The 22,175-nt window shown below is 72.2% G+C and carries 22 protein-coding genes; 10 read left to right on the top strand and 12 right to left on the bottom strand.

Annotated elements, in window-relative coordinates; translation table 11 throughout:
• Positions 1–24 precede the first annotated feature (24 nt).
• Positions 25–411 (bottom strand): roadblock/LC7 domain-containing protein, encoded by a 387-nt coding sequence (locus ACIRYZ_RS26935; protein ID WP_393029226.1) that lies wholly within the window; start codon positions 409–411, stop codon positions 25–27.
• A 17-nt stretch (positions 412–428) separates the two neighbouring features.
• Positions 429–2,069 carry an ATP-binding protein gene (locus tag ACIRYZ_RS26930; RefSeq protein WP_402948693.1) on the bottom strand — a complete coding sequence of 547 codons (1,641 nt, stop codon included), beginning with the start codon at positions 2,067–2,069 and terminating at the stop codon, positions 429–431.
• A 439-nt stretch (positions 2,070–2,508) separates the two neighbouring features.
• On the opposite strand from ACIRYZ_RS26930, the gene ACIRYZ_RS26925 reads away from it, so the two are divergent.
• The 7 genes from ACIRYZ_RS26925 to ACIRYZ_RS26895 all read left to right on the top strand — a co-directional run bounded on the left by ACIRYZ_RS26925 (position 2,509) and on the right by ACIRYZ_RS26895 (position 8,182).
• On the top strand, positions 2,509–3,444 hold the full coding sequence (locus tag ACIRYZ_RS26925; RefSeq protein WP_402948690.1) for a class I SAM-dependent methyltransferase: 936 nt from the start codon (positions 2,509–2,511) through the stop codon (positions 3,442–3,444).
• Entirely contained in the window at positions 3,428–3,961 is a 534-nt protein-coding gene (locus ACIRYZ_RS26920) for a GNAT family N-acetyltransferase (RefSeq protein WP_402948688.1), read from the top strand. Before ACIRYZ_RS26925 ends, ACIRYZ_RS26920 begins: the two co-directional genes overlap by 17 nt.
• A 284-nt stretch (positions 3,962–4,245) precedes the next feature.
• A complete protein-coding gene (locus ACIRYZ_RS26915) occupies positions 4,246–4,659 on the top strand; it encodes a hypothetical protein (RefSeq protein WP_402948686.1) in 414 nt (137 codons plus the stop codon).
• Positions 4,660–4,674: 15 nt separating this feature from the next.
• Positions 4,675–5,838 (top strand): sensor histidine kinase, encoded by a 1,164-nt coding sequence (locus ACIRYZ_RS26910; protein WP_402948683.1) that lies wholly within the window; start codon positions 4,675–4,677, stop codon positions 5,836–5,838.
• Positions 5,835–6,443 carry a response regulator gene (locus tag ACIRYZ_RS26905; protein ID WP_402948680.1) on the top strand — a complete coding sequence of 203 codons (609 nt, stop codon included), beginning with the start codon at positions 5,835–5,837 and terminating at the stop codon, positions 6,441–6,443. The genes ACIRYZ_RS26910 and ACIRYZ_RS26905 overlap by 4 nt, the downstream gene beginning before the upstream one ends.
• 83 nt (positions 6,444–6,526) lie before the next feature.
• The gene (locus ACIRYZ_RS26900; RefSeq protein ID WP_402948677.1) at positions 6,527–7,306 is read left to right on the top strand and encodes a class I SAM-dependent methyltransferase; all 780 of its coding nucleotides are present in this window, start codon (positions 6,527–6,529) and stop codon (positions 7,304–7,306) included.
• 51 nt (positions 7,307–7,357) lie between these two features.
• On the top strand, positions 7,358–8,182 hold the full coding sequence (locus tag ACIRYZ_RS26895) for a hypothetical protein (RefSeq protein ID WP_402948676.1): 825 nt from the start codon (positions 7,358–7,360) through the stop codon (positions 8,180–8,182).
• 18 nt (positions 8,183–8,200) lie between these two features.
• Here ACIRYZ_RS26895 and ACIRYZ_RS26890 read toward each other — a convergent pair whose 3' ends face one another.
• The 3 genes from ACIRYZ_RS26890 to ACIRYZ_RS26880 form a co-directional block, all read right to left on the bottom strand.
• Complete coding sequence (locus ACIRYZ_RS26890; protein ID WP_402948673.1) at positions 8,201–9,829, bottom strand: FAD-dependent monooxygenase; 1,629 nt, start codon at positions 9,827–9,829, stop codon at positions 8,201–8,203.
• The gene (locus ACIRYZ_RS26885; protein WP_402948670.1) at positions 9,826–10,440 is read right to left on the bottom strand and encodes a PadR family transcriptional regulator; all 615 of its coding nucleotides are present in this window, start codon (positions 10,438–10,440) and stop codon (positions 9,826–9,828) included. The genes ACIRYZ_RS26890 and ACIRYZ_RS26885 overlap by 4 nt, the downstream gene beginning before the upstream one ends.
• A gap of 124 nt (positions 10,441–10,564) precedes the next feature.
• Positions 10,565–11,809: an MFS transporter gene (locus ACIRYZ_RS26880; RefSeq protein WP_402948668.1), complete on the bottom strand. Its 1,245-nt coding sequence runs from the start codon at positions 11,807–11,809 to the stop codon at positions 10,565–10,567.
• A 26-nt stretch (positions 11,810–11,835) separates the two neighbouring features.
• Between ACIRYZ_RS26880 and ACIRYZ_RS26875 the strand changes: the two genes are divergently transcribed.
• The gene (locus ACIRYZ_RS26875) at positions 11,836–12,360 is read left to right on the top strand and encodes a CGNR zinc finger domain-containing protein (RefSeq protein WP_402948665.1); all 525 of its coding nucleotides are present in this window, start codon (positions 11,836–11,838) and stop codon (positions 12,358–12,360) included.
• Positions 12,361–12,415: 55 nt separating this feature from the next.
• On the opposite strand, the gene ACIRYZ_RS26870 is transcribed toward ACIRYZ_RS26875, so the two are convergent.
• The 5 genes from ACIRYZ_RS26870 to ACIRYZ_RS26850 all read right to left on the bottom strand — a co-directional run bounded on the left by ACIRYZ_RS26870 (position 12,416) and on the right by ACIRYZ_RS26850 (position 16,325).
• Complete coding sequence (locus ACIRYZ_RS26870; RefSeq protein ID WP_402948663.1) at positions 12,416–13,423, bottom strand: NADP-dependent oxidoreductase; 1,008 nt, start codon at positions 13,421–13,423, stop codon at positions 12,416–12,418.
• A gap of 81 nt (positions 13,424–13,504) precedes the next feature.
• Positions 13,505–13,969 (bottom strand): cupin domain-containing protein, encoded by a 465-nt coding sequence (locus ACIRYZ_RS26865; protein WP_402948661.1) that lies wholly within the window; start codon positions 13,967–13,969, stop codon positions 13,505–13,507.
• On the bottom strand, positions 13,962–14,333 hold the full coding sequence (locus ACIRYZ_RS26860; RefSeq protein WP_402948659.1) for an NAD-dependent epimerase/dehydratase family protein: 372 nt from the start codon (positions 14,331–14,333) through the stop codon (positions 13,962–13,964). The genes ACIRYZ_RS26865 and ACIRYZ_RS26860 overlap by 8 nt, the downstream gene beginning before the upstream one ends.
• A gap of 338 nt (positions 14,334–14,671) precedes the next feature.
• Positions 14,672–15,712, bottom strand: a complete 1,041-nt coding sequence (locus ACIRYZ_RS26855) for an LLM class flavin-dependent oxidoreductase (protein WP_402948657.1) — start codon at positions 15,710–15,712, stop codon at positions 14,672–14,674.
• A 223-nt stretch (positions 15,713–15,935) separates the two neighbouring features.
• A complete protein-coding gene (locus tag ACIRYZ_RS26850) occupies positions 15,936–16,325 on the bottom strand; it encodes an SCO5389 family protein (RefSeq protein WP_402948655.1) in 390 nt (129 codons plus the stop codon).
• Between the two features lie 537 nt (positions 16,326–16,862).
• On the opposite strand from ACIRYZ_RS26850, the gene ACIRYZ_RS26845 reads away from it, so the two are divergent.
• The gene (locus ACIRYZ_RS26845) at positions 16,863–19,400 is read left to right on the top strand and encodes a collagenase (protein ID WP_402948654.1); all 2,538 of its coding nucleotides are present in this window, start codon (positions 16,863–16,865) and stop codon (positions 19,398–19,400) included.
• A gap of 156 nt (positions 19,401–19,556) precedes the next feature.
• The gene (locus ACIRYZ_RS26840) at positions 19,557–19,901 is read left to right on the top strand and encodes a hypothetical protein (protein WP_402948652.1); all 345 of its coding nucleotides are present in this window, start codon (positions 19,557–19,559) and stop codon (positions 19,899–19,901) included.
• Positions 19,902–20,003: 102 nt separating this feature from the next.
• On the opposite strand, the gene ACIRYZ_RS26835 is transcribed toward ACIRYZ_RS26840, so the two are convergent.
• Both ACIRYZ_RS26835 and ACIRYZ_RS26830 read right to left on the bottom strand, forming a co-directional pair.
• Positions 20,004–20,888: a branched-chain amino acid aminotransferase gene (locus tag ACIRYZ_RS26835; RefSeq protein ID WP_402948650.1), complete on the bottom strand. Its 885-nt coding sequence runs from the start codon at positions 20,886–20,888 to the stop codon at positions 20,004–20,006.
• Complete coding sequence (locus ACIRYZ_RS26830) at positions 20,885–22,168, bottom strand: ATP-grasp domain-containing protein (protein ID WP_402948648.1); 1,284 nt, start codon at positions 22,166–22,168, stop codon at positions 20,885–20,887. The genes ACIRYZ_RS26835 and ACIRYZ_RS26830 overlap by 4 nt, the downstream gene beginning before the upstream one ends.
• Between the last annotated feature and the right edge of the window lie 7 nt (positions 22,169–22,175).

The following is a 22,175-nucleotide window of genomic DNA, read 5'->3' as shown; positions in this document are numbered from 1 at the left end:
CGCCGTACCGGGCCGGGGGCCGCTTCACGCGACCACCTCGGGGTTGCGCGGCGGCGTGGACAGGTGCTCGCCGATCCGGTCCACCAGGTCGCGCATCTGGTGGCTCACCAGCCCGGCGTCCACGCCCTCGTCGGCGAGCACCGCGAGGAAGGCGCGGTCGCCGGCCGACATCAGGTAGAAGTAGCCGCCGTCCACCTCGATGACGACCAGCCGCATCGAGCCGTTGCCGTGCGGGAACTCGTGCCCGACCGCGGCGGCCAGGCTCTGCAGCCCGGCGCAGGCGGCGGCGAGGCGGTCGGCGGTGTCCGGGTCGGCGCCGTACTGGGCGATCCGCAGGCCGTCGGCGGACAGCACGATGACGTGGCGCACGTACGGGACGCTGTGTGCGAGGTCGTTGAGGATCCAGTCCATGTTGCTGCGGTGCGGAATCACTGCTCGCCTTTCCCTGCCGTCTCTTCACTGGTCTGTCCGGCACTGCTCTGCTCGGCACCGCTCTGTCCGGCCGGACCCGCCGACGCGCCGGTGCCCTTGTAGCCGTCCATGAACGCCTCCAGCCACAGGCCGGGCTCCTTCTTGGCCGGGCGTGGTGCCTGGGCCGCCGGGCCCGCCGCCGGCCCCGCGGTGGGGCCGCTGGGCTGGGTGGTGCGCGGAGGCGTGGCGAAGGGGGCCCGCCCGGTCGGCCGGCTGCGCCGGCGCTGCGGCAGGCCGTTGGCCGTCCGCTCGGTGACGATCACCTCGTCGTCCCCGGCCCCCGGGCCGGAGGGCCCCCACGGGTTGGTCGAGCCGTAGGACGGACCGACACCGGAGGACGGCGCGGCGTTCCGCGCGCCCCAGGGCCGGGAGGGGGCCGCGTGCCGGGGCGGGGTCGCCGGGAGCGGGCGCGGGCCGGAGAAGGCGCCGATGCCGTGCGCCCGCCCGGTCGGGGGAGCGGTGGTGAGCAGCTCCTGCGGTACGACCAGTACCGCGCGCACGCCGCCGTACGCGGAGCGGCGCAGCGACACCTGGAAGCCGTACGCCTGGCAGAGCCGGCCGAGGATGGCGAAGCCCAGCCGGGGGGACTCGGTGAGGTCGTCGAAGTCCTTGGAGACCATCGCCTCGCGCATCGAGCGCTCGGCACGGACCCGGGCCTCGTCGGTGAGTCCGAGGCCGCCGTCCTCGACCTCGATCGCTATCCCGCTCTGCACCTCGGAGGCGCTCAGGTGGACGTGGGTGTGCGGCGGGGAGTAGCGGGTGGCGTTGTCGAGCAGCTCGGCCACCGCGTGGATCAGCGGTTCGACGGCCGGGCCGGTGACGGAGATCTGGGCCACCGGGTGGAGGTCGACCCGCTGGTACTCCAGGATCCGGGACATTCCGCCGCGCAGCACGCTGTAGAGCGCGATCGGCCGGGTCCACTGGCGGCCGGGCCGGGCGCCGGAGAGGACGGCGATGGAGTCGGCGAGGCGGCCGACCAGGGCGTTGCCGTGGTCCAGGCGCAGCAGGTCGTCGAAGACTGCCGGGTCGTTGCCGTGCCGGTCCTCCATCTCCCGCAGGTCCTTGGCCTGGCGGTGGATGATCGCCTGGACCCGGCGGGCCAGGTTGACGAAGGCGCGCTCGGCGGAGTCGCGCCGGCTGACCTCGTCGTCGACGGCCTGGGCGATGCCGCGCACCACCATCTCCATCGACCCGCGGAACTTCCGGGAGAGCAGTGGGTTCGGTCGCTCGAAGGGCTTGAGCAGTACGTCGATGGAGGAGCCGTACCGGGCGCCGCCGACCACCTTGCGTAGCTCGGCCGAGGCCAGCCGCTCGATCTCGTCCTCCTGGCCGGCCAGCTTGCGCTGCAACTCGTCGACCCGTCGGGTGTGTTCGTCGCGCAGTTCGGCGAGGGCCCGGCCCCGGCGGGCGGACTCGGCGGTCACCACGGCCACCAGTACGGTGGCGGTGGCCCCGCACCACAGCACCTCGGCCCGGGCCCCGACGGACACCACCACCGCGGCGGCCGCCACCGCCGCCGCCGTGACGGCGGTGGGCAGCAGCCAGCCGAGCAGAGGCGCGGGGCGCCGTCTGGTGGGTGACGATCCAGCTCGAAGCATTCGGCATCCTCAAACGATCGGAACAGAACGGGGACGGGCGACGACCGGCTCCGGAGGCGTGGTGCTGCAGCATAGCCAAGTTCAGGACAATCCTGACGTAAGCTCAAAAATACTGTCTATCAAGCGACTTGTGGCAACTTGCCGGACATGGCAGACATCTCGCACACCAGTCGCAGTCCGGGTCGACCACCGCCCGGCCACCAGGCTTCTCGCCTCGGCGCGCCCGCACCGGCAACCCGGCCGGGATTCGCTCATGCGAAGGGTTTCCGGCCCAAGTTGCCGCGCGTGGTGGTGAGTTCGTGCTAAGTGTCGCGCGCGGCGGTCTGCCGTCACTCGTGCGGGGGGCCTCGGGCCTGCGTTCGGCGTGGCGCAATACTCGTTGCCTTCGAGGGCAATGGATGTTGACGGATCGCATGCCCGGTGCCTACAGTGCGGGGCCATGAACACGGACGATCTCGGTCAGCGGGTGGCGGACGATGTGGCCGACGGGGGAGGACTGGACGGCCTGCGGCGGCTGTCAGGGGTGATCGCGGCCCTGGAGGAACGGCGCACCGGACTGGTCGAGGAACTGCGGCGCGGAAAGGCGGCGACCTGGGAGGAGATCGGCCGGGCCTGCGGAATGACCCGCCAGGGCGCGACCCGGCGCTGGGCCGGGCGACTGCAGGCCCGATCCTTCGGCGTCGCCGCCGACTCCTACCAGCACGGCCGCCCCGGCTACCCGCAGGCGCTGATCGGCTCGGCGGTGCCGCGCGAGGCCCGCAAGGTGCTCGATCTCGGCGCCGGGACGGGCAAGTTGACCCGGCTGCTGGTCGAAGCCGGCCTGGACGTGGTCGCGGTCGAACCCGACGAGGGCATGCGCGCCCGACTCGCCGCCGCCGTACCCAAGGCGGCCGTCCGGGCCGGCTCGGCCGAACACATCCCGCTGCCGGACGGCAGCGTGGACACGGTGGTGGTCGCCCAGGCCTGGCACTGGTTCGACCAGGCGGCCGCCGTCCCCGAGATCGCCCGGGTACTCGCCCCCGGCGGAACGCTCGCACTGGTGTGGAACGTCCGGGACGAGTCCCAGCCCTGGGCCGCCGAACTCGGCGCCCTGATGCACCGCTCCACCCGCCAGCGGATCGACACCGCGCCGCTGCTCCCGGCCCCGTTCGGCCCGCCCGAACGACTGGAGATCCGCTGGGAGCACCCCACCACCCCCGCCGGGATCATCGACATGGTCGCCTCGCGCAGCTACGTCATCGCCCTGCCCGAGGCCGAGCGCGCCCGCCTGCTGGCCGACGTCGAGCAACTGCTCGCCACCCACCCGGACCTGGCCGGCCGGGAGCGGATCGCCATGCCGTACGTGACGAGGTGCACCCGTGTCCGTCTCGGCTGAGCCCGTGACCGTCCGCCGCCTGGGCCGGGCGGACGCCGAACCGTACCGGGCCTTCCGGCTCACCGCCCTGCGGGAGACGCCCAGCGCCTTCACCTCCAGCCACGCCGAGGAGAGCGCCGAGCCGCCGGCCGCCACGCTCCAGCGCCTGGCCGAGGCCGAGGACGGGCCGGGCGTCCTGCTCGGCGCCTTCAGCGGCGACGGCACCCTGCTCGGCACCGCCGGACTGCGGGTCCACCGGCGCGACCAGGAGCGGCACAAGGCCACCCTGTACGGCATGGCGGTGGCGCGCGCCGCCGGCGGGCGGGGGATCGGCCGCGCCCTGGTCGAGCGGGTGCTCGCGGCGGCCGCCGAGGACGGGCGGCTGCGCCAGGTGCTGCTGACCGTCTCGGAGGGCAACGAACCGGCGCTGCGGCTCTACACCTCCTGCGGGTTCGAGGTGTGGGGTCGGGAGCCGCGGGCCGTCCTGGTGGACGGGCGGGTGGTGGCCAAGCTGCACATGGTGCGTCTGCTGGACTGACGCGGGGTCGGGCCCGGCCATCCGGTTACGCCGGGTGGCCCGCCCGGTTTTGAGCACCCAGCACCGGGTGGGACATTGGGGGACGCTCCCGGTCCCGCCCGCCGACTCCGGGGATCCAGCGGAACATGCCTCCGAACGGAGTCGTGATGTCTCTTCTCGCGTCACTGACGGCGACAGCGTCGTCCTCTCCCTCGGTGTGGGAGACCCTGGGCTGACAATTGTCATGGTGCGACGGTGTGCCGGCACACTGCCGGGCGGGCCGGCCCCGCGGCCACGATGAGGGCATGACCTCAACCGATCTGCACCACCCCGACACCCGTCGGGCCTTCCGCACCGTCCGGCGGTTCGTGACCGCCTACCTCGGCCTCAGCGTCCTGACGCTGGCGGCCGCCTTCGCCCTCCGCTCCCACACCGACGTCGTGACCCCGGCGGTCTGGATCCGCGGCACCCTCGTCGTGGCCAGCGCCGCCGTCACCCTGCTGCTCGCCGTCCGCGCGGCCGGCGGCTCCCGCGGCGCCTTCCGGCGGCTGCGGATCCTCTCGGCCGTGATGATCGCCGCCATCGTCGCGATCATCGCCGTGCCGGGGACCTTCCCGGTCTGGATGAAGATCGAACAGGGCCTGTGCGGCGTCGCGCTGCTGGGTGTGGCCGTGGTGATCAACGGACGGCAGCTGCGTACGCTGTTCGCCACGCTCTGACAGGGGGACACGAGGGTGACCGACCTCGACCATGAGACCGCGCCGAGCCCCGCCCACCAGTGGGCGGAGGGCTGGCGGCGGCTCCTGCTGGGCACCGGGATGCTGGTCTTCCCGGCACTCACCGCCGTGGCCCTGGCCGGCGACGTCTCCGGGGCGGCCGCGGTCGCCGGGTACGTCGTGGTCGCCGCGTTCTGCCTCTGCTACGTGCTCACTGCACTCGCCCTCGGCCGCGGCCAACCGCATTGGATCAAACCGCTGTTGGTGGTGATGACCGTCCTGTTCCTCGCCGCACTGCCGTTCGCCCACGGGGACGCCTTCTACCTGGCCACCGTGATCGTCTCGGAGATCGCGGTGCTCTGGCGGAAGTACGCCGCCCGGGCGGTGACCGTCGGCACACTGGCCGCGCTGCTGCTGCCCTGGGCCGTACCCGCCTGGCACACCGGGCCCGGCGGATTCCAGGCGCTGGCCCTGCTGTTCACCGCGCTCACCTGCGGCGCCTTCGCCGAGATCGCCGCCACCAACCAGGCCCTGGTCGCCGCCCGGGCCGAGGTCGCGCGGCTCGCCTCCGAGGCCGAACGCAACCGGATCGCCCGGGACCTGCACGACCTGCTCGGGCACTCGCTCACCGCGATCACCGTCAAGTCCCGGCTCGCCCAACGCCTGGCGGGCAAGGACCTGGAGCACGCGGTGGCGGAGATGGCGGCCGTCGAGACACTGTCCCGCCAGGCGCTCTCCGACGTGCGCGGCGCCGTCACCGGCTACCGCGAGGTGAGCCTGGCCGGCGAAGTGGCCCGCGGCCGCGAACTGCTGCGCGCCGCCGGGGTGGTGGCCGACCTGCCGCGGGCTGCGGACGCGGTCGGGCCGGAGCACCGCGAGCTGTTCGGCTGGGTGGTGCGCGAGGGCATCACCAACGTGGTCCGGCACGCCCGGGCCGCCCGCTGCTCGGTGGCCCTCACCGCCTCCTCGGTGGAGATCCGTGACGACGGTGCGGGCGGTGGCGGTGGCGGAGCCGGGGTCGGCGTCGGGGGCGGCAAGGGCCTGACTGGCCTGCGGGAACGGGTCGCGACGGCGGGCGGTACGGTCGAGGCCGGCCCGCTCGACCCGCGCGGGTGGCGACTGCTGGTCACCGTCCCGCAGTCCGACACCGACACCGGTTCCGTCTCCGAAGGGACGACATGACGATCCGCCTGCTGCTCGCCGAGGACCAGGAACTCGTCCGCACCGCGCTGCGCGCCCTGCTCGACCTGGAGGACGACTTCGAGGTGGTCGCCGCCGTCGGACGCGGCGACCAGGTCGCGCAGGCGGCCCGCGAGCATCACCCGGACGTCGCCCTGCTGGACATCGAGATGCCCGGACTGGACGGCCTGGCGGCCGCCGCCGTCCTCGCCCAGCAGGCCCCCGGCTGCCGGGTCGTCATCCTCACCACCTTCGGCCGCGCCGGCTACCTGCGCCGCGCCATGGAGGCGGGCGCGCTCGGCTTCGTGGTGAAGGACGCCCCGGCGGAGATGCTCGCCGACGCCATCCGCCGGGTCGCGGTGGGGGAGCGGGTGGTGGACCCGGAACTCGCCGCCGCCACCCTCGCGGCCGGCGCCTCCCCGCTCACCGCCCGCGAGCGCGACGTCCTCGACGCCTCCCGCTCGGGCGCGGGAGTCACCGAGATCGCCGGAAAGCTCTACCTCTCCGAGGGCACGGTCCGCAACTACTCCTCCTCCGCCATCGCCAAGACCGGCACCCGCAACCGCACCGAGGCCCTGCGCGTCGCCGACGAGCGCGGCTGGCTCTAGCAGCCCGGCAGCACTGTCGGGTGCCGGCCGCCGAAATGGCGAATACGGTGACCACCCGCCCGTCGCACCGTTAGCTTGACGGTGTGAAGCATGATGAACAGTTACTCCACGCCTCGTCGTTCGGTGCGGCAGCGGCCGCCTACGCCGAGCACCGTCCGGACTACGCGCAGGACGCGGTGCGCTGGGCGCTCGCACCCGCACCCGGCCCGCGCGTGCTCGACCTCGGCGCCGGAACCGGCAAGCTGACCGCCACGCTGATCGCGATGGGCGCCGAGGTCATCGCGGTCGAGCCCGACCCGGCGATGCTCACCGAGCTGCGCCGTTCGCTGCCGACCGTCCGTGGCCTGTCAGGCAGCGCCGAGTCGATCCCGCTGCCGGACGCCTCGGTCGACGCCGTACTGGTCGGCAACGCGATGCACTGGTTCGACATGGTCGTCGCGGGGCCGGAGATCGCCAGGGTCCTCGCACCCGGCGGCGTCCTGGCCGGCCTGTGGAACCTGATGGACGACCGGGTCGACTGGGTGGCCGGACTGGCGAAGGTCAGCGGGAGCGCGGCCGTCGGCCCGCGTGACACGCCCGCCAGTTGGCGCGTCCAGACGGCCGGAGCGCACCTTCCGAAGAACGGCGGGCCCGCCCGGTTCGGCTCGTCGGAGCAGATCGAGTTCGCGCACGGGCAGCACCGCACCGCCGACTCGCTGGTCGCGACCCTGGCGACCCGCGCGGGGGTACTGGTCCTGCCGGAGCGGGAACGGGACGCCCTGCTGGGCCGGATCCGCGAGTTCCTCGCCGGTCGACCGGAGACCGCCCACGGCGAGTTCACCCTGCCGATGCTGACCGGAGTGCTCCGCACCCGGCGGCTGTGAGGCGTCGCATCGACGGCGGAGTCTGTCAGACTGGCTGCGAAGATCACGCCCATGGATCCCGCCGACGCCCTCGCCAACCTCGACGCCCGCCCCTGGGCCTCCGTCTCGCACGCCTACGGTCCCGCCGAGGACCTGCCCGACCTGCTGCGTGCCCTCGCCGAGGGCGGCGGGGACGCCGAGGAGGCGATCTCCGAGCTGTACTCGTGCATCCTCCACCAGGGCACGGTGTACGCCGCCAGCGCGGACGCCGTCCCGTACCTCGCCCGGATCGCCGCCGCCGCCGAGTACGGGGCGGCCGAAGTCCTCTGCCTGCTGGGCGGACTGGCCGAGAGCGAGGACGAGTGCGAGGTCGCGCCGGGCGCCGTCCGGGCCGCTGTGGCCGCTCAGATCCCCGTGCTGAAACCGCTGTTGGCGCACGAGGAGGCGGACGTCCGGTCGCTCGCCGCCTGGACGGTCGGCCACACCCGGGACACCGAGGCCGCCCCCGCCGCCCTGCGGAGCCGCTGGGTGGCGGAGGCCGACCACGGCGTCCGGGCCGAACTGCTCATCGCCCTCGGCCGCGTGGACCAGGAGCAGCTGCTCACCGCCCCCGAGAAGGCCCCGGCCGCCGTCCTCGCCCTGCTGGACGTCGCCGACCCCGACACCGTCGACCTCGACCGGCTCGTCGAGGCGGCCCTCCACTCCGCCGAGACCGGAGCGGACGTCGCGGGCGCCTGCGAGGCCCTCCAGACCCTCGGCGCCGCCGCCCTGAGCACCCACCAGCGTCTGCGCGTCACCGAACTCGCCGAGGGGGACCGGCGCATCGTCGGCTTCGGCGTCGCGAACAGCATCGTCCGCGAGGACGAGCGGCTGCGCGCCGTCCTGGCCGGCATCTGAGTGACTGCTGGAGGGCTCCTACACCTGCATCCGCCAGTTCGCGCCCAAGGTCCTCGAAGCGGTGCGGTTCGCCGGCGGGACCGAGGCGAAGCCGCTGATCGAGCCAGTCCTCGGGGCACCGTCAACGGGTGTCGCCGGGCGCCCGAACCAGCGTGCGAGGGTCTCCCGCAGCTGCTCCGCGGCTGTGTCCACAGGTGTCGACGGGGCGCCGATCCACGCTGCGTGCCCGTCCGGACGGACGAGGATCGCGTGGGCGCGCTCCAGGGCGTGCGGGTGGGTATGGGCGGTGGTGACCCGGTCCGCCCATGGACGGGCGGCGGTGGAGAGGGCGTGCGAGCCCGTCGCGCCGTTGACCAGCAGTGCGCCGCCGGCCGACCGGGTCAGCAGTGCCGCAAGGGTGTCCTCGCCGTCCTGACCTAGCGAGATGTCCGGCACCATCCGTCCAGCCCACGGGTGTCGGGGGTCTCCGGAGGCGGGGTAACGGGTGCCGACAGCGGTGATCGCCTCGGCCAACGGCCCGGCCGTGTCCCCGGACTCGGCCAGCTCGGCGAGCAGATCGCGGACGGGTGCCAGGCGGTCGTCGTCCCCGTTCGCCTGGGCGAGCACCGCCTGCGCGCGGGTGTTGCGGAGTAGGCGTTCGCCGGCCGCGTGGCGCTCGTCGTGGTAGGTGTCGAGCAGCGTGTCCGGCGCCTGCCCGCGCGCCACCAGGGCGAGCTTCCAGCCCAGGTTGACGGCATCGTCGATCGCCGCGTTGACGCCGATGGCGCCGGCCGGGGGGTGGATGTGCGCGGCGTCCCCGGCGAGTAGTACCCGGCCCGTCCGGAACTGCTCGGCGAGCCGCGCCGCGTCCCCGAACCGGGTCAGCCACAGCGCCTCGGCGATCTCGGCCCGGTGTCCCAGCGCGGCATCGATCGCGCGTTGGAAGGAGTCGAGCGGCACCGGCTCGTGCGGGTCTGCGGGCGGTTCCGGGTCGGCGGTGGCGAGACGGACGTAGCCGGGGCGCGGGATCGCGAACACCGAGCGGCCGCCGGGCCCGCTGTTGGGGCCGAATGAGACGGCCGACGGGTCGGTGAGGACCACGTCCCCGAGCAGGGTGAACTTGCGTGCGGGTGTCCCCGGGAAGCCGATCCCGGCCGTCTTGCGCACCGTGCTGCGGCCCCCGTCGCAGCCGACCAGCCATCGGCAGCGCACGGTTGACGGGCCGTCCACGCCGTCCACCTCCACCGTCACGCCGTCACCGTCCTGCCGCAGCCTGGTGAGGCGCCGGCCGCGGACGAGGCGCGCGCCCAGCCCCACGGCCCACTCGGCGAGCAACTCCTCCACGCGGGTCTGGGGGATGCCGAGGACGTAGGGGTGTTTCGTGCGCATGGCGGCGAGGTCGAGGCGGGAGGGACCGACGAACATCGTGGTCGGGACGGTCGGTCCCTCGGCGAGGAAGCGGGCGGCAAGGCCCCGGCGGTCGAGCAGCTCCAGGCTCCGGGCGTTGAGGTTGAACCCGCGGCAGAAGCCCGGCGGTTCGGGCTCCCGCTCCAGGACCAGTGCCCGTACCCCCGCGCGCCCCAACTCCCCGCCGAGCGCCAGCCCGGCCGGCCCGGCTCCGGCTATCAGGACGTCGACGACCTCGTCCTTCGACGTGCTGTCACTCATCGTCCGCCCCCTTCCGGCCACGTCAGCGTCCCGCGCTCCACCTCGTCGGCGGTGCGCTCCACCCAGGCCAGCTCGGCCTGTGCCATGGCGGCGGCGTACTCGGCCTCGATGACGAACAGGCGCGGCGCGTTGTGCTCCTCGCGGGCCGCGCGGTAGCTCTCGGCGTCCTGCGCGATCCGCTCCCGCAGCGCGGCGGCCCGCTCGCGCAACGCCGCCGCCGCGCGGACGCGGCCCAGCGCGCCGAGGTATCCGACGGCGGAGAGGAACCGCGGGTACTCGGGTGAGGGCTCTCGAATCAGCTCGTCGAGCCAGTCGGTGAAGCCCTCCCGCCCGGCGGGCGTGTGGCGGTAGACGGTGCGGGCCGGGCGGTTGCCGACCTGCTCGGTGCCGTCCGCCTCGATCCACCCGTCCCGCGTGAGCGCGCGGACGGTGTCGTAGAGCGATCCGGTCGTCAGCTTGAACGCGCGGTCCATGCCGCGCTCGCGGAGCGCGCCGGCCATGGCATGGGGGTGCATCGGCTGCTCCAGCAGCAACCCGAGTACGGCAAGGGCGAGGGCGTTGGCGGGGCGTTTCGGGGGCTTCTGGACGGCGGGGGGCTCAGGGGTGGGCATGGAGCTCCAGTGCGTCGGCTCGATGAAATACTTGGTATCGATTACTTGGATCCGAGCATATGGCGCGGGGATGCCGAGTACAAGGGTGTGAGTCCTGGGAGCAGGTGCGACGACGTCGACCGCGTCAGCGGGTGCGGAGTTCCGCCTCGGCCGTGACCGCCAGGGCGACGACGGTCAGCAGGGACAGCAGCGCCAAAGCCGGAGTGAAGCTGCTGGTGAGGTCGACCAGCAGGCCGAGCACGGGCGGCACCGTGACGATGGCGATCTGGTTGACGGACATGGCCAGACCCAGGGCGAAGCCGGTCTTGCCCGGCGGGGCCGCTTCGGTGACGTAGGCGACCCACGGGCCGTACCAGCCGAAGCCGAAGAAGCCGAGCCAGACGAAGACGCCGGAAGCGATGACCGGTGCCCTCCCGGCCGGTGTCATCAGCACGGCCAGCCCGGCGATCGCGGCGGCCATGCAGACCAGCACCACGGCATAGCGCCCGGACCTGCTCCGGTCGCTCCAGGCCGCCAGGCAGATCCGGCCCGCAACGCCCGCACCTTGGGAGGCCACCAGGACCAGAGCCGCCTGCCCGGCGCCGACCGATGACGCCTGGTGGAGGTAGAGCACCGTCAGGATGCCCACGCCGCACTGCACCGAGATCAGGCTGGTTCCAGACAGCGTGATCTTCACCGTGGACGGTTCACGGAGCATTCGCAGCCGGGCGCGGAGCTGTGCCGCGAGCGGGTCCGACGGTTCCTCGTCCTGCGGGGCGGGCAGTGCGGGTGGCCGGCGGTAGCAGCCCATGAAGAGGCCGGCTCCGAGCAGCGCTACGAAGCCGCCGGTCAGCAGTGTCGCCCGCCAACCGAACTCCTCGGCGACGAACGGGAGTACGGCCGAGGCGAGCGCCGCCCCCAGCGGCAGCCCCGCCTGCCGGATGCCCATGGCGAAGCCGCGCTGTGACGCGTCGAACCAAGACGCCACCGACTTGCTCCCACCCGGCTGGACGGTGCTGTATCCCGTGCCGACCACCAACAGCGCGACCAGCAGGACCGTATATCCCGGTGCCAGGCTCCCCGCACACAGAGCCAGCCCGACCATGCCTGCCCCGATCCCCACCACCCAGCGCTCGCTGTAGCGGTCCAGTAGCTCGCCGGCCACCAGCAGCCCGGCCAGCGGTACGAGTTGGGCCGCCGAGACCAGTAGACCCAGTTGCGCGGTGCTCAGGTCCAGGGCGCTCTGAAGGTGAACGCCGAGTGCTCCGATGCCGCCCACGAAGAAGCCGGACGTAGCCTGGGTGAAGGTGGCGATGCCCAGCACGATCCAGCGATAGCGCCACGGGTCGCGGGCCCGGGCTGCGGTGTCTCCGGCGGTTTGCTGTGTCATACCGACCACACTGTTGTAATGGTCTTATGCAGCTCAACCCTTACGGCGAGGATGCGGTGAACCTGGCCGCGGACCTGGCCAACCGCCGGCCGGAGAGCGCGGATGAGCTGGCAGACCGCTGCCGCGCCGCCGGGCTCACGCTGGAGCGCCCGGTAACAGCGGACGATCTCGACCGTGTCCAGGCCGCACTCGACGCCTGGGAGAGGGTTGTCGACGCGGCGGGGGAGCAGGAGCGCGCCGATCTGCTGAACCGGATGCTGGCCGAGGCCGCCGCCTACCCGCGGCTGACCTCCCACTCCGGTGCCGGCTGGCATCTGCACTACCGGGACGCGGAACAGCCGCTCGGTTCCCTGCTGTTCACGCTGTTCGCGGTCGGCACCGCACTGCACCTCGCGGGCCGCGGCATGCACCGGCTGCGGCGCTGCGAGGCGACTCAGTGCGACACAGCCTTCGCCGACACCTCACGCACCGGACGACAGCGCTACTGCTCCCAGCGCTGCGCCAACCGCGACGCCGTCCGCAGACACCGGGCGCGAGCTGCAGCCAGCTGACCAGTTGACGGCCCCGGGCGGCCGTACGGGGATGGCGGCCGCCCGAGGAGGTCCGTCATGCCAGGCGCAGCACCAGCTTGCCGGTGTTCTCGCCGCGGAACAGCATCCCGAGGGTCGCCGGGAAGTCGTCCACGGTGCCCTCGACCACGTGCTCCCTGACCTTGATCCGGCCGTCGCCGATCCAGCCCGCGAGCTCGGCGGCCGCCTCCGCGTAGCGGCGGGCGTAGTCGAAGACCACAAAGCCCTCCATGCGGGCCCGCCGCACCAGCAGTGACAGGTAGTTGGACGGGCCCTGCACGGCGTTCTCGTTGTTGTACTGGCTGATCGCGCCGCAGATCACCACGCGGGCGTGCATCGCCAGCCGGGTCAGCGCGGCGTCCAGGATCGGGCCGCCGACGTTGTCGAAGTAGACGTCGATGCCGTCCGGGGCGTGGGTGCGCAGCGCCTTGCGGACGTCCTCGGCGTGGTAGTCGATCGCCGCGTCGAAGCCGAGCTCGTCGGTCAGCAGCGCGCACTTCTCCGGACCGCCCGCGATCCCGACCACCCGGCAGCCCTTGATCTTGGCGATCTGCCCGACGAGGGTGCCGACGGCCCCGGCGGCGCCGGAGACCACCACGGTCTCGCCCTCCTTGAGCGCCCCGACCTCCAGCAGCCCGAAGTAGGCCGTCATCCCGGGCATCCCGAGCGCCCCGAGGTACGTCGACAGCGGCGCGAGCGCGGGATCCACGGCGAGCGCTCCCTTGCCGTCGGACACCGCGTACTCCTGGACCCCGAAGGTGCCCACCACGTGGTCGCCGACCTGGAACTTCGGGTGGTTGGACGCGATGACCTCGACCACCGACCCGGCCCGCATGACCTCGCCCAGGCCCACCGGCGGCAGGTACGAGGGCCGGTCGTCCAGCCAGCCGCGCATGGCCGGGTCGAGCGAGATGTACCGGGTCCGCCCCAGGAACTCGCCGTCGCCCGGCACGCCCATGGGCTCCTCGCCGTGCGCCCAGTCCTCCGTCCGGACCTCCCCGACCGGTCGGCGGGCGAGGCGGATCTGGCGGTTCACTCCGGTCATGGCATCTCCTGGGGCGTGCTCGGGTTCAGCAGGGCAGGGACATGAGTGTAAGCAAGCGCTTAGTCATCTGACCAGGCCTGGTCAGGGTTCCCCGTCGACCAGCTCCTGGTCGTAGGTGGCGAGGATCGACTCCATCAGTCGGCGGTCCGGGCGCCTGGAGGCGGCGAGGGCGGCCGCCTCGACGAAGAAGTGCTCGAAACCGGCCGGGGTCAGGGTCACCAGGATAGTGGCCGGGGTGTCGCCGATCGCGGTGAAGGAGTGCGGATGGGTGCGTGGGACGTGCATGAACCCGCCCGGGCCCGCCTCGATGACCCGGCCGTCGCAGCGCAGCCGGAACGCGCCGCTGACCACGTGGAAGGTCTCGTCGTGGCCGCGGTGCAGGTGCGGCGGAGCGCCCTCGCCGGGCTGGAAGGTGGACTCCGGCACGGCCAGCGAGCCGCCGGTCTGCTCACCCGCCAGCTTGATCACGTACGGGCCGCCCGGTACGTGGAAGCGGCCGCCGCACCCGGGCGGCAGGATGACCGGTTCGCGGCGCGCCTCAGCCATGGCCGAACTCCTTCCGGTGGCGCCCGGCCCAGGCCCGGAACGTCGCCGCCGGACGGCCGGTCAGCTGTTCCACCGTCGGGGTGACGGTCGCGGTGAACGGCTCCAGCGAGGCGGCGCGCAGCGCCGTGATCGCGTCCGCCATCTCGGGGGAGACGGCGACCGGGCGGCGGGTGGCGGCGCGCACGGGAGCGCCGAGGGCGGTCAGCTGGTCGGCGAGGGCGCGGCCGACCGTGCCGGTCGCGCCGGTGACGAGTATCGACGAAGAACGCGGCGGCGGCCCCGACCAGGGCGAACACGCCCAGGGTGAGCGGAATGCGTCCGGGCTGCCGGTTCGGGGCGGGGGCCAGCGCCCGGGCGAGGTCACTGACGACCACGCGGGTCTCGGTGCGCCGGTCGTCCCGCAGGGACCGGACGGTCTCGGTGGTCCGCCCGGCTCGGTAGACGGCCGGGATGCTGCGGACCTGGTCGGCGAGCCCGCAGTGCGGGCAGGGCTGCAGCGGTGGCTGCGGTGGTGGTGGCGGTGGTGTGGGTGTGGCGTCGTGCGGTCCCATCGTGTCGTCCCCCCGGGTCGGCGCCCGGCCGGTCGGCCGTTCGTACCGGCTTGGGACGTCGCCCGGCTGGGTCTGGTTGCAGATCAACTCGCCGAGATCACACAGGTGTTGGTGGGGACGGTGGGGTGCATGTCCGCGACGGGTCGGCCGCTCAGCCCTGCCCGGGAGTCGACGGCGTCCACCCGAGGGCGGGCCCGAGCCGGGTGGCGAGGTCGGTGAGGATCTGCACGTAGTCCTCGTGCTCGAAGCTGAACGGTAGTGCGACGGCCATCTCGTCCACCTCGCGGAATCCGGCGTGGGCGTGCAGTCGTTCGACGAGCTCCGCGGAGCTGCCGACCAGGTCGGGTGCGAAGAGCAGCCGGTTGGGACCCTGTGGAGTGAGGGTGCGCGGGGTGCGGTCGAGGGCGTAGGCCTCGTACTTGGCGCGCTGTTCGGGGGTCGCGCTGTCGGTGGGGATGATCACCAGGCCCTGGGAGACCCGGGCCCGCTCGCGGTCGGGGTGCAGGGCGCGGAAGGTGCGGATCTGCTCGGCCTGGATCTCGGCGAAGTCCGGTACGGAATCCGTCTGTTCGGGCTTGACCACGCTGCTGGTGAGCAGGTTGAGCCCGTGTTCGCCGGCCCACCGCGCCGAGCGCAGACTGCCGGCGCCGTACCAGAGCCGGTCGGCCAGGCCGGGGGAGTGCGGCTGGACGCGGCGCGAGTACACCTCGATGCCCTCGGTGCCGGCGAAGTCGGAGGCGTCCTCGCCGCGGACCAGGGCGAGCAGCCGTTCGGCCCGGCGGTAGCCGAAGTCCTCGTCCTCGCCGGTGTCGGGGTAGAGCGCGCCGCGCACCTGTTCGTAGTGGACGGGCGGGCCGACACTGAAGCCGGGGTTGAGCCGGCCGCCGCCGAGCAGATCGACGGTGGCGAGGTCCTCGGCGAGCCGCAGCGGATTCTCCCAGCCGAGCGGGGTGACGGCGGTGCCGAGCTGGATGCGGCTGGTGCGCTGGGTGGCGGCGGCGAGGACGGCGACGGGGGAGGAGATCCCGTACTGGAGGTGGCGGTGGCGCAGCCAGGCGCTGTCGAGGCCGAGCTGCTCGCCGAGGGTGATCATTTCCAGGGTGGTCTCGTGGCCGCGGCGCGGGTCGGCCTCGTCGAAGAGCCCGATGGTCAGGAAGCCGAGTTTCCGCAGCGGGCGGGGGGAGGGCGGCATGGTGGCGGCTCCGCGTGGGATCGGGCGGCCCCGGGAGGGCCGGTCGGGGGTGGTGCCCGTCGACGGTACGCAGACGGCGCGCGGTGCCACAAGATCGACGCGCGATCCGGCCACGGGACCGCAATGGTCCGCAATCGACCGCAACGGGGCGTAACAGTCGGCCGGTCGCGCACACGGCGGGCCCCCGCCCGGTGGAGCGGGGCCCGCTGTGACCGCCTCGGGTTCAGCAGCTGCGCAGCTCCGGGCTCTGGTTGCGGATCTGGTTGTGCAGCGAGGTGAACTCGCGGTACGCCTCGCTGTCCTCGGCGCCGGGCCGGAAGGCGCCGACGCGGTGGCAGTTGACGAAGGCGAGCTTCACGCCGAAGTGGCCCTCCAGGCTGCCCCGGATGGCGTTGCTGGCCAGCGCGCGCAGCAGCTGGGCGCGCTGCTCGTCGCTGGGGGTGGTGTTGTCGGAGGTGAACTCGGCGTCGGTGGCGGAGAGTTCGGTGCTCAGCCCGGCGACGACCTGGTAGGCGTACGGGAGCGAGCTGCGGACGGTGTCGAGGAAGTCGGCCTCGTCCACGCGGCCGTTGCGGGCCTGGTCGAGGAGGGCGGGGGAGACGTCGAGTGACATGGGTGTCCTCTTTCGCGGGGCGCGCGGGTACGCGGTCGGGGATGGTTAGCGAAGATGAAAACCATTTGCGTAAAGGACTGTCCTGGACACCCCGACGATCTGTCAAGTACCGCCCCCCCCGAAGGGCTGACGTGCGGCGGCTCCGGCAGCCGGCGGACCTTGATGACGAACACCGCGATCACCACCACGAGCGCCACGAACACCAGCCCCATCTGGAAGGCGCCGGCGATGCGGTGCACCAGTACCCGTGAGGAGTGCGGTGCCGGCCCTGCACTGGTGGCAGGAGCCAGACCTGGCGGCTGAAGGAAGCCCCCGACACCCAGTAGGACCGTAGGACACGCAGAACCGTAGGACGTCGGCGGCCCCGGCACGCGACCCGTGCCGGGGCCGCCGGCATGCCGATGCTATGGCCATGGGCAGCTCATTGATATGTCACACCGTATTGATGACGGCAGGCCGCGCGTGACACCGTGCGGGAGACGCCTCGAACTCCTCACGCTTCGGGGCTCCTCCGCCCTCCCCCACGAAGGAGTGACGATGAGTCAGCGTATGTGGCTGCCCAGAGTCATAGCCCTGTTGGCCGCCGCGACCACCGCGGTCGCCGGCTTCGCGGCCACCCCGAGCTTCGCCGCCCCCACGGCGCAGCCCGGTCAGCAGGTGAGCCAGGCCCTCCGTGCCGCGCACCGCGACGGCACAGCCCCCACCGGCAGCGCCTTCGGCGTCCGCACCGACGCGCAGGCCCGGTCCGGCCGCCTCGCGCCCGCGCAGATCCCCCCGCACTCCCCGCGGTCTGCCGCCCCCCAGGCCCCCGCGCCCAAGCTCGCCAAGTCCCAGCTCCGGGCCGCGGCCGCCACCTCCTGCACCCCGGCCGACTTCAGCAGCCGGACCGGCTCGGACCTGGTCTCCTACATCCAGGGCTCGACCGTCGACTGCATCAGCTCGCTCTTCCCCCTCACCGGCGGCAACGCCAACGGGGTGTTCAAGCAGAGCCAGATGATCGCCGTGGCCAACGGCCTGCGCAGCGCCGCGGCCTCCTACACCGGCGACAACTCGACCGGCATCTACCAGCTGATCTACTTCCTGCAGGCCGGCTACTACGTGCAGTACTACCACCCGAGCGACGTCGGCACCTACGACTCCACGCTGACTGGCGCGGTGCAGGCCGCACTCGACGCGTTCGTGGCGAGCCCGCACTTCCTGGACGTCAGCGACGGCAACGGCCAGGTCGCCGGCCAGGCGGTGATCCTCACCGACAGCGCCAACCTCCAGGCCCACTACCTCAACACCTACAAGCAGGTGCTGAACGCCTACGGCAGCGCCTGGGACCCCTCCTGGTACATGGTGAACTTCGCGAACAACGTGTTCACCCCGATCTTCCGTGGCCACCAGAACGCCGACTACGTAGCGGCCGTCACCGCCGACCCGAGCATCATCAACACCCTCGACAGCTTCGCGCTGAACCACAAGGGCATGCTCGGCGGCACCAACTCCTTCCTGGACTCCAACGCCGGTCTGGAGACCGCGCGGTTCATCGAGCACCCGGCGCTGGTGAACACCGTCCGGCCGCTGATCAAGGGCCTGATGGACGTCTCGGCGATCACCGGCCCGACCGCCCCGCTCTGGGTCGGCGTCGCCAACATGGCCGCGCACTACGACCAGTCGAACTGCTCGTACTACGGCGTCTGCGACCTGCCCGCGAAGCTCAAGGCCGCGGCCCTGCCGATCAGCCACACCTGCGACTCGACGCACAGCATCCTGGCGCAGAGCCTGACCGACGCCGACCTGGCCGCCGTCTGCGCCAGCCTCCAGAACCAGGACCCGTTCTTCCACAACCTGGTCAAGGACAACGGCCCGATCCCCGGCCAGTACGAGAACTCGCTCCAGATGGTCGTCTTCGCCTCCCCGCAGGACTACCAGACCTACGCGGGCGGGATCTATGGCGTCAGCACCAACAACGGCGGCATCACGCTGATCGGCGACCCGACCGCTGCCGGGAACCGGCCGATCTCGCTGACCTACCAGAACGGCAACGACGGCTTCACCGCGGGCATCTGGAACCTCAACCACGAGTACACCCACGCGCTCGACGGCCGGCTCGACATGAAGGGCGACTTCACCCAGCAGATCTCCGTCCCGGACGTCTGGTGGATCGAGGGCGTCGCCGAGTACGTCTCCTACAGCTACCGGAACGTGACCGACACCGGCGCGGTGGCCGAGGCGCCCAAGCACACCTACGCGCTCAGCACGCTCTTCCAGAACACGTACGACAACAGCGACACCACCCGCACCTACCCGTGGGGCTACCTGGCCGTCCGCTTCATGGTCGAACGACACCCGGACGTCATCCAGAACATGCTGAGCCACTTCCGCACCGGTGACTACACCGGCGGCTACGCGACCTACAACTCGATCGGCACCGCGTACGACGCCGAGTTCAACACCTGGCTGGACGCCTGCGCCGCCGGTGCCTGCGTGGTGGGTGGGGCCCCGACCGCCGCCTTCACCGCCGTCCCGTCCGGCCTGACCGCGCAGTTCACCGACCAGTCCACCGAGTCCGGAGGCGGCAGCATCGCCTCCTGGGCCTGGAACTTCGGCGACGGCGCCACCTCCACCACCCAGAGCCCCTCGCACACCTACGCCGCCGCCGGCAGCTACAACGTCAGCCTCACCGTGACCGACGGCAGCGGGAAGACCAACAGCATCACCCAGTCCGTCACGGTCGGCGGCTCCGGCACCGGCACCACCGCCTGCACCGCGGCCGACACCCGCGTGCTGGACAAGAACTGCTTCCGGGCCGGCCAGTCCGCGACCGCCGGCAACCTGGACTACTACTACATCTACCTGCCGGCCGGCACCACCACCCTGAAGGTCAGCAGCTCCGGCGGCACCGGCACCGCGTACCTGCTCTACAACCCCGACACCTGGGCCACGCCGAGCGCCTACACCACCGGCTCGACCACCAACGGCACCACCACCCAGAGCCTGACCGTCACCAACACCACGGCCGGCTACCGCTACATCAGCCTCTACGCCCAGACCGACTTCAGCGGCGTGACCGTCACCACCCAGTACTGACCCGGCCCAACCCCGCACGGCGGCCCGGAGCAACCGCTCCGGGCCGCCACCGTTCCCGCAGGGCCGGACCTCTGTCACAGGGCTGTGAGGCTCTGGCTCGCTTCCGGTGGTGACGTGCGGTAGTGCCCGCAGGTGGGAGGAGGTGTGGCGGATCCAGTGGTGCTCGGAGGTGAAGCCGAGCATGGCCTGCATCACCGCGAGGGAGTCCAGGTCAGGCAGGCGTCACAACCGACCTCTAGACTCCCGCGCCGCGTCACCGGCGTCCGCACCGGGTTCACCACGCTGTGGGCGAACCCGGACGGCACGCTGACCTCGGACCGCTCGACCGGTCCGATTCGGATGAAGGTCGGCGAGGCGTGGGTGCCCGTCGACACGACGCCGGTGCAGACGCCCGACGGCAAGGACGCGCCGAAGGCGCACCCCCGAGGGGTGTCCTGGCGAGGTGGCGCCACCCGCTATGACGGGACTCCCGCGAGCCACCTCGCCTTCACGGCGCAATGATCTGGATCAGAGACCTCACCGGAGCCACCGCTTGATCACGACCGAATACGTGCCCTGATGCCACGTAGATCCTGCCCGGCTGCGAGTCACCGGGCGCCACGGCTACCGCACCACGGCGGAACGAGTCAGACCGGTGTACGCCTTGGACAACATCGTGGTGACGCTGCCGAGCTCGAAGGAATGACCGTCTACGGCACGTACCGGCTGCACTTCGTAGGCCGTGCCGGTGAGAAAGACCTCGTCGGCCTGTTGCAGTTCCTCGGGCTGGATGTGCCTTTCGTGGACGGAAATCCCCAGCTCCTGGGCCAGGGCCAGGACCGTCTGCCGGGTGATGCCGTTGAGGAAGGTGTCCGGGGTCGGCGTGTGCAGGGCTCCGTCGATCACCAGGAAGAGATTGGCTCCGGTGGCCTCTGCCAGGTATCCGCGGAAGTCCAGGAGGAGGGCGTCGTCGCAGCCGGCCGCCTCCGCCTCGTCGCGGGCGAGGGTGCAGATGTTGTACAGCGACGCCGCTTTCGCCCGTACCGGCGCAGTGTCAGGAGAAGGACGCCGCCATCGGGACGTGTGCAGCCGAATACCACGGCTGTGCGCGTCGTCGGAGAACACGTGAGGCCACTCCCACGCGGCGATCGCGACGTGGACGGATGTCCCCGCCCCGGACACGCTGATCTGCTCGCTGCCCCGCCAGGCCACGGGCCTGACGTATCCGTCGACGATTCCCTGGTGCCGGATGGTCTCCCGCATGGCGGCGTCCAGTTCCGTGGGACCGAAAGGGATGCGGAAATTCAGTTCCCGTGCCGAGGTGTGGAGACGCTGGAAGTGCTCGACGGCCTTGAACGGCCGGCCGTCGTACACGCGAATGCCCTCGAAGATGCCGCCGCCGTAGTGCAGGCCGTGGGAGAGGACGTGCAGGTGGGCGTCGCGCCACGGCACGAACGCTCCGTCCAGCCAGATCACGCCGTCACGGTCGTCGAACGGAACGGAGGTCACGCCTGCCCCTTGTGGTCGGTGTCGTCTGCGTAGTCGATGCGGATGGACTGTTCGAGGAACCGGTGGAACTCCTCGGCCTCGGCGATGTTTGCGTGACGGGACAGGACGAACGCCGGATAACCGGTGAAGTCCGGATAGGGCCGCACGACGTCTCCGGGGAAGAGCATCTGCACGACGTGATCGACCCTGGGGTCGTCGCCCAGTTCGGCCAGGCCGTGGATCGTGGTGATCCGTCCGGAACCGCCGCAGGGGACGATGTAGTTGGCTGCGGCCGCCAAGGGCGTCGGCAACGGGCCGGAGCCCAGGGATTCGGTGGCGGCCCCGGCTGCGATCCGCAGTGCCTGCGCGGCGAAGTCGATACCGGTCACCCCGGAGGCGATGTAGTGGGACACCCCGGAGCCCCCGATCCGGGCCCCCATCTCCAGCAGGTACGGCGTCACGCCACCGCGCAGGCGCAGTTCCGTGTGGGTGGGCCCGTCCGTGATGCCGAGGGCTCGGTGCGCGGCAACTACCTCGCGCCGGATGTCCTCCTGAACAGCCTCGGGCAGAGCGGCCGGTGCGCGGTAGACGCCCTCCTCGAAGTGGGGCCCCTGGGGGTCGCCCTTGTAGCCGATGGCCAGGACCCGGACGTCGCCGCCGTGGGCGAGGGACTCGACGGCGAACTCGGGGCCGTCCAGGTACTCCTCGACCACCAGGCCGTCCGTGCGGCCGAGCTTGCTCGCAGAGGTCTGCCACACCTCGTCCACGACGCTCTTCAGGTTCTGCGGGGACTCCGCTTTGGTGACGCCGAGGCTGGAGAAACCGTGTGCCGGCTTCACCACGACGGGAAAGGCCAGGCGCGCCGCCTTCTCCCAGTCGGCCGGGTCGTCCAGCCGGACGAACCCCGGCACGTTGAGGCCCGCCTCGGCCAGACGCTCCCTCATGACGCGCTTGTCCTGCGCGCCGAGCGCCACGTCGCGGCCGATACCGGGAAGTCCGAGCAGCTCGGCGACCTCGGCGACGAACGGCACGGCAGGGTCGTAGAGGGTGACGATGCCCTGGAAGGCGTTCTCCTCGTACCGTCGCCGCAGGGCGTCCAGCGCGCCGGCCCGGTCGGCTTCGACGTCCAGCCGCAGTACGTCCACCACGGCGGGCGGCAACCGGTCCTCGGACACCGCTTCGTCGGGCCGGGGCACCAGCACGAGGTCGATCCCGGCTCGTTCGGCACTCTCGAAGACCCAGGGGAGCGAGGTGCGCTGGTAGACCAGTACGAGGGTGGGTTTGGGGCTGTTCGCTGTCATCACGAGG

The organism is Kitasatospora sp. NPDC101155, assembly GCF_044768305.1.
Lineage (GTDB): Bacteria > Actinomycetota > Actinomycetes > Streptomycetales > Streptomycetaceae > Kitasatospora.
Note: the sequence above shows the minus strand (reverse complement) of the source record. Positions and strands in the feature narration are given on the sequence as shown.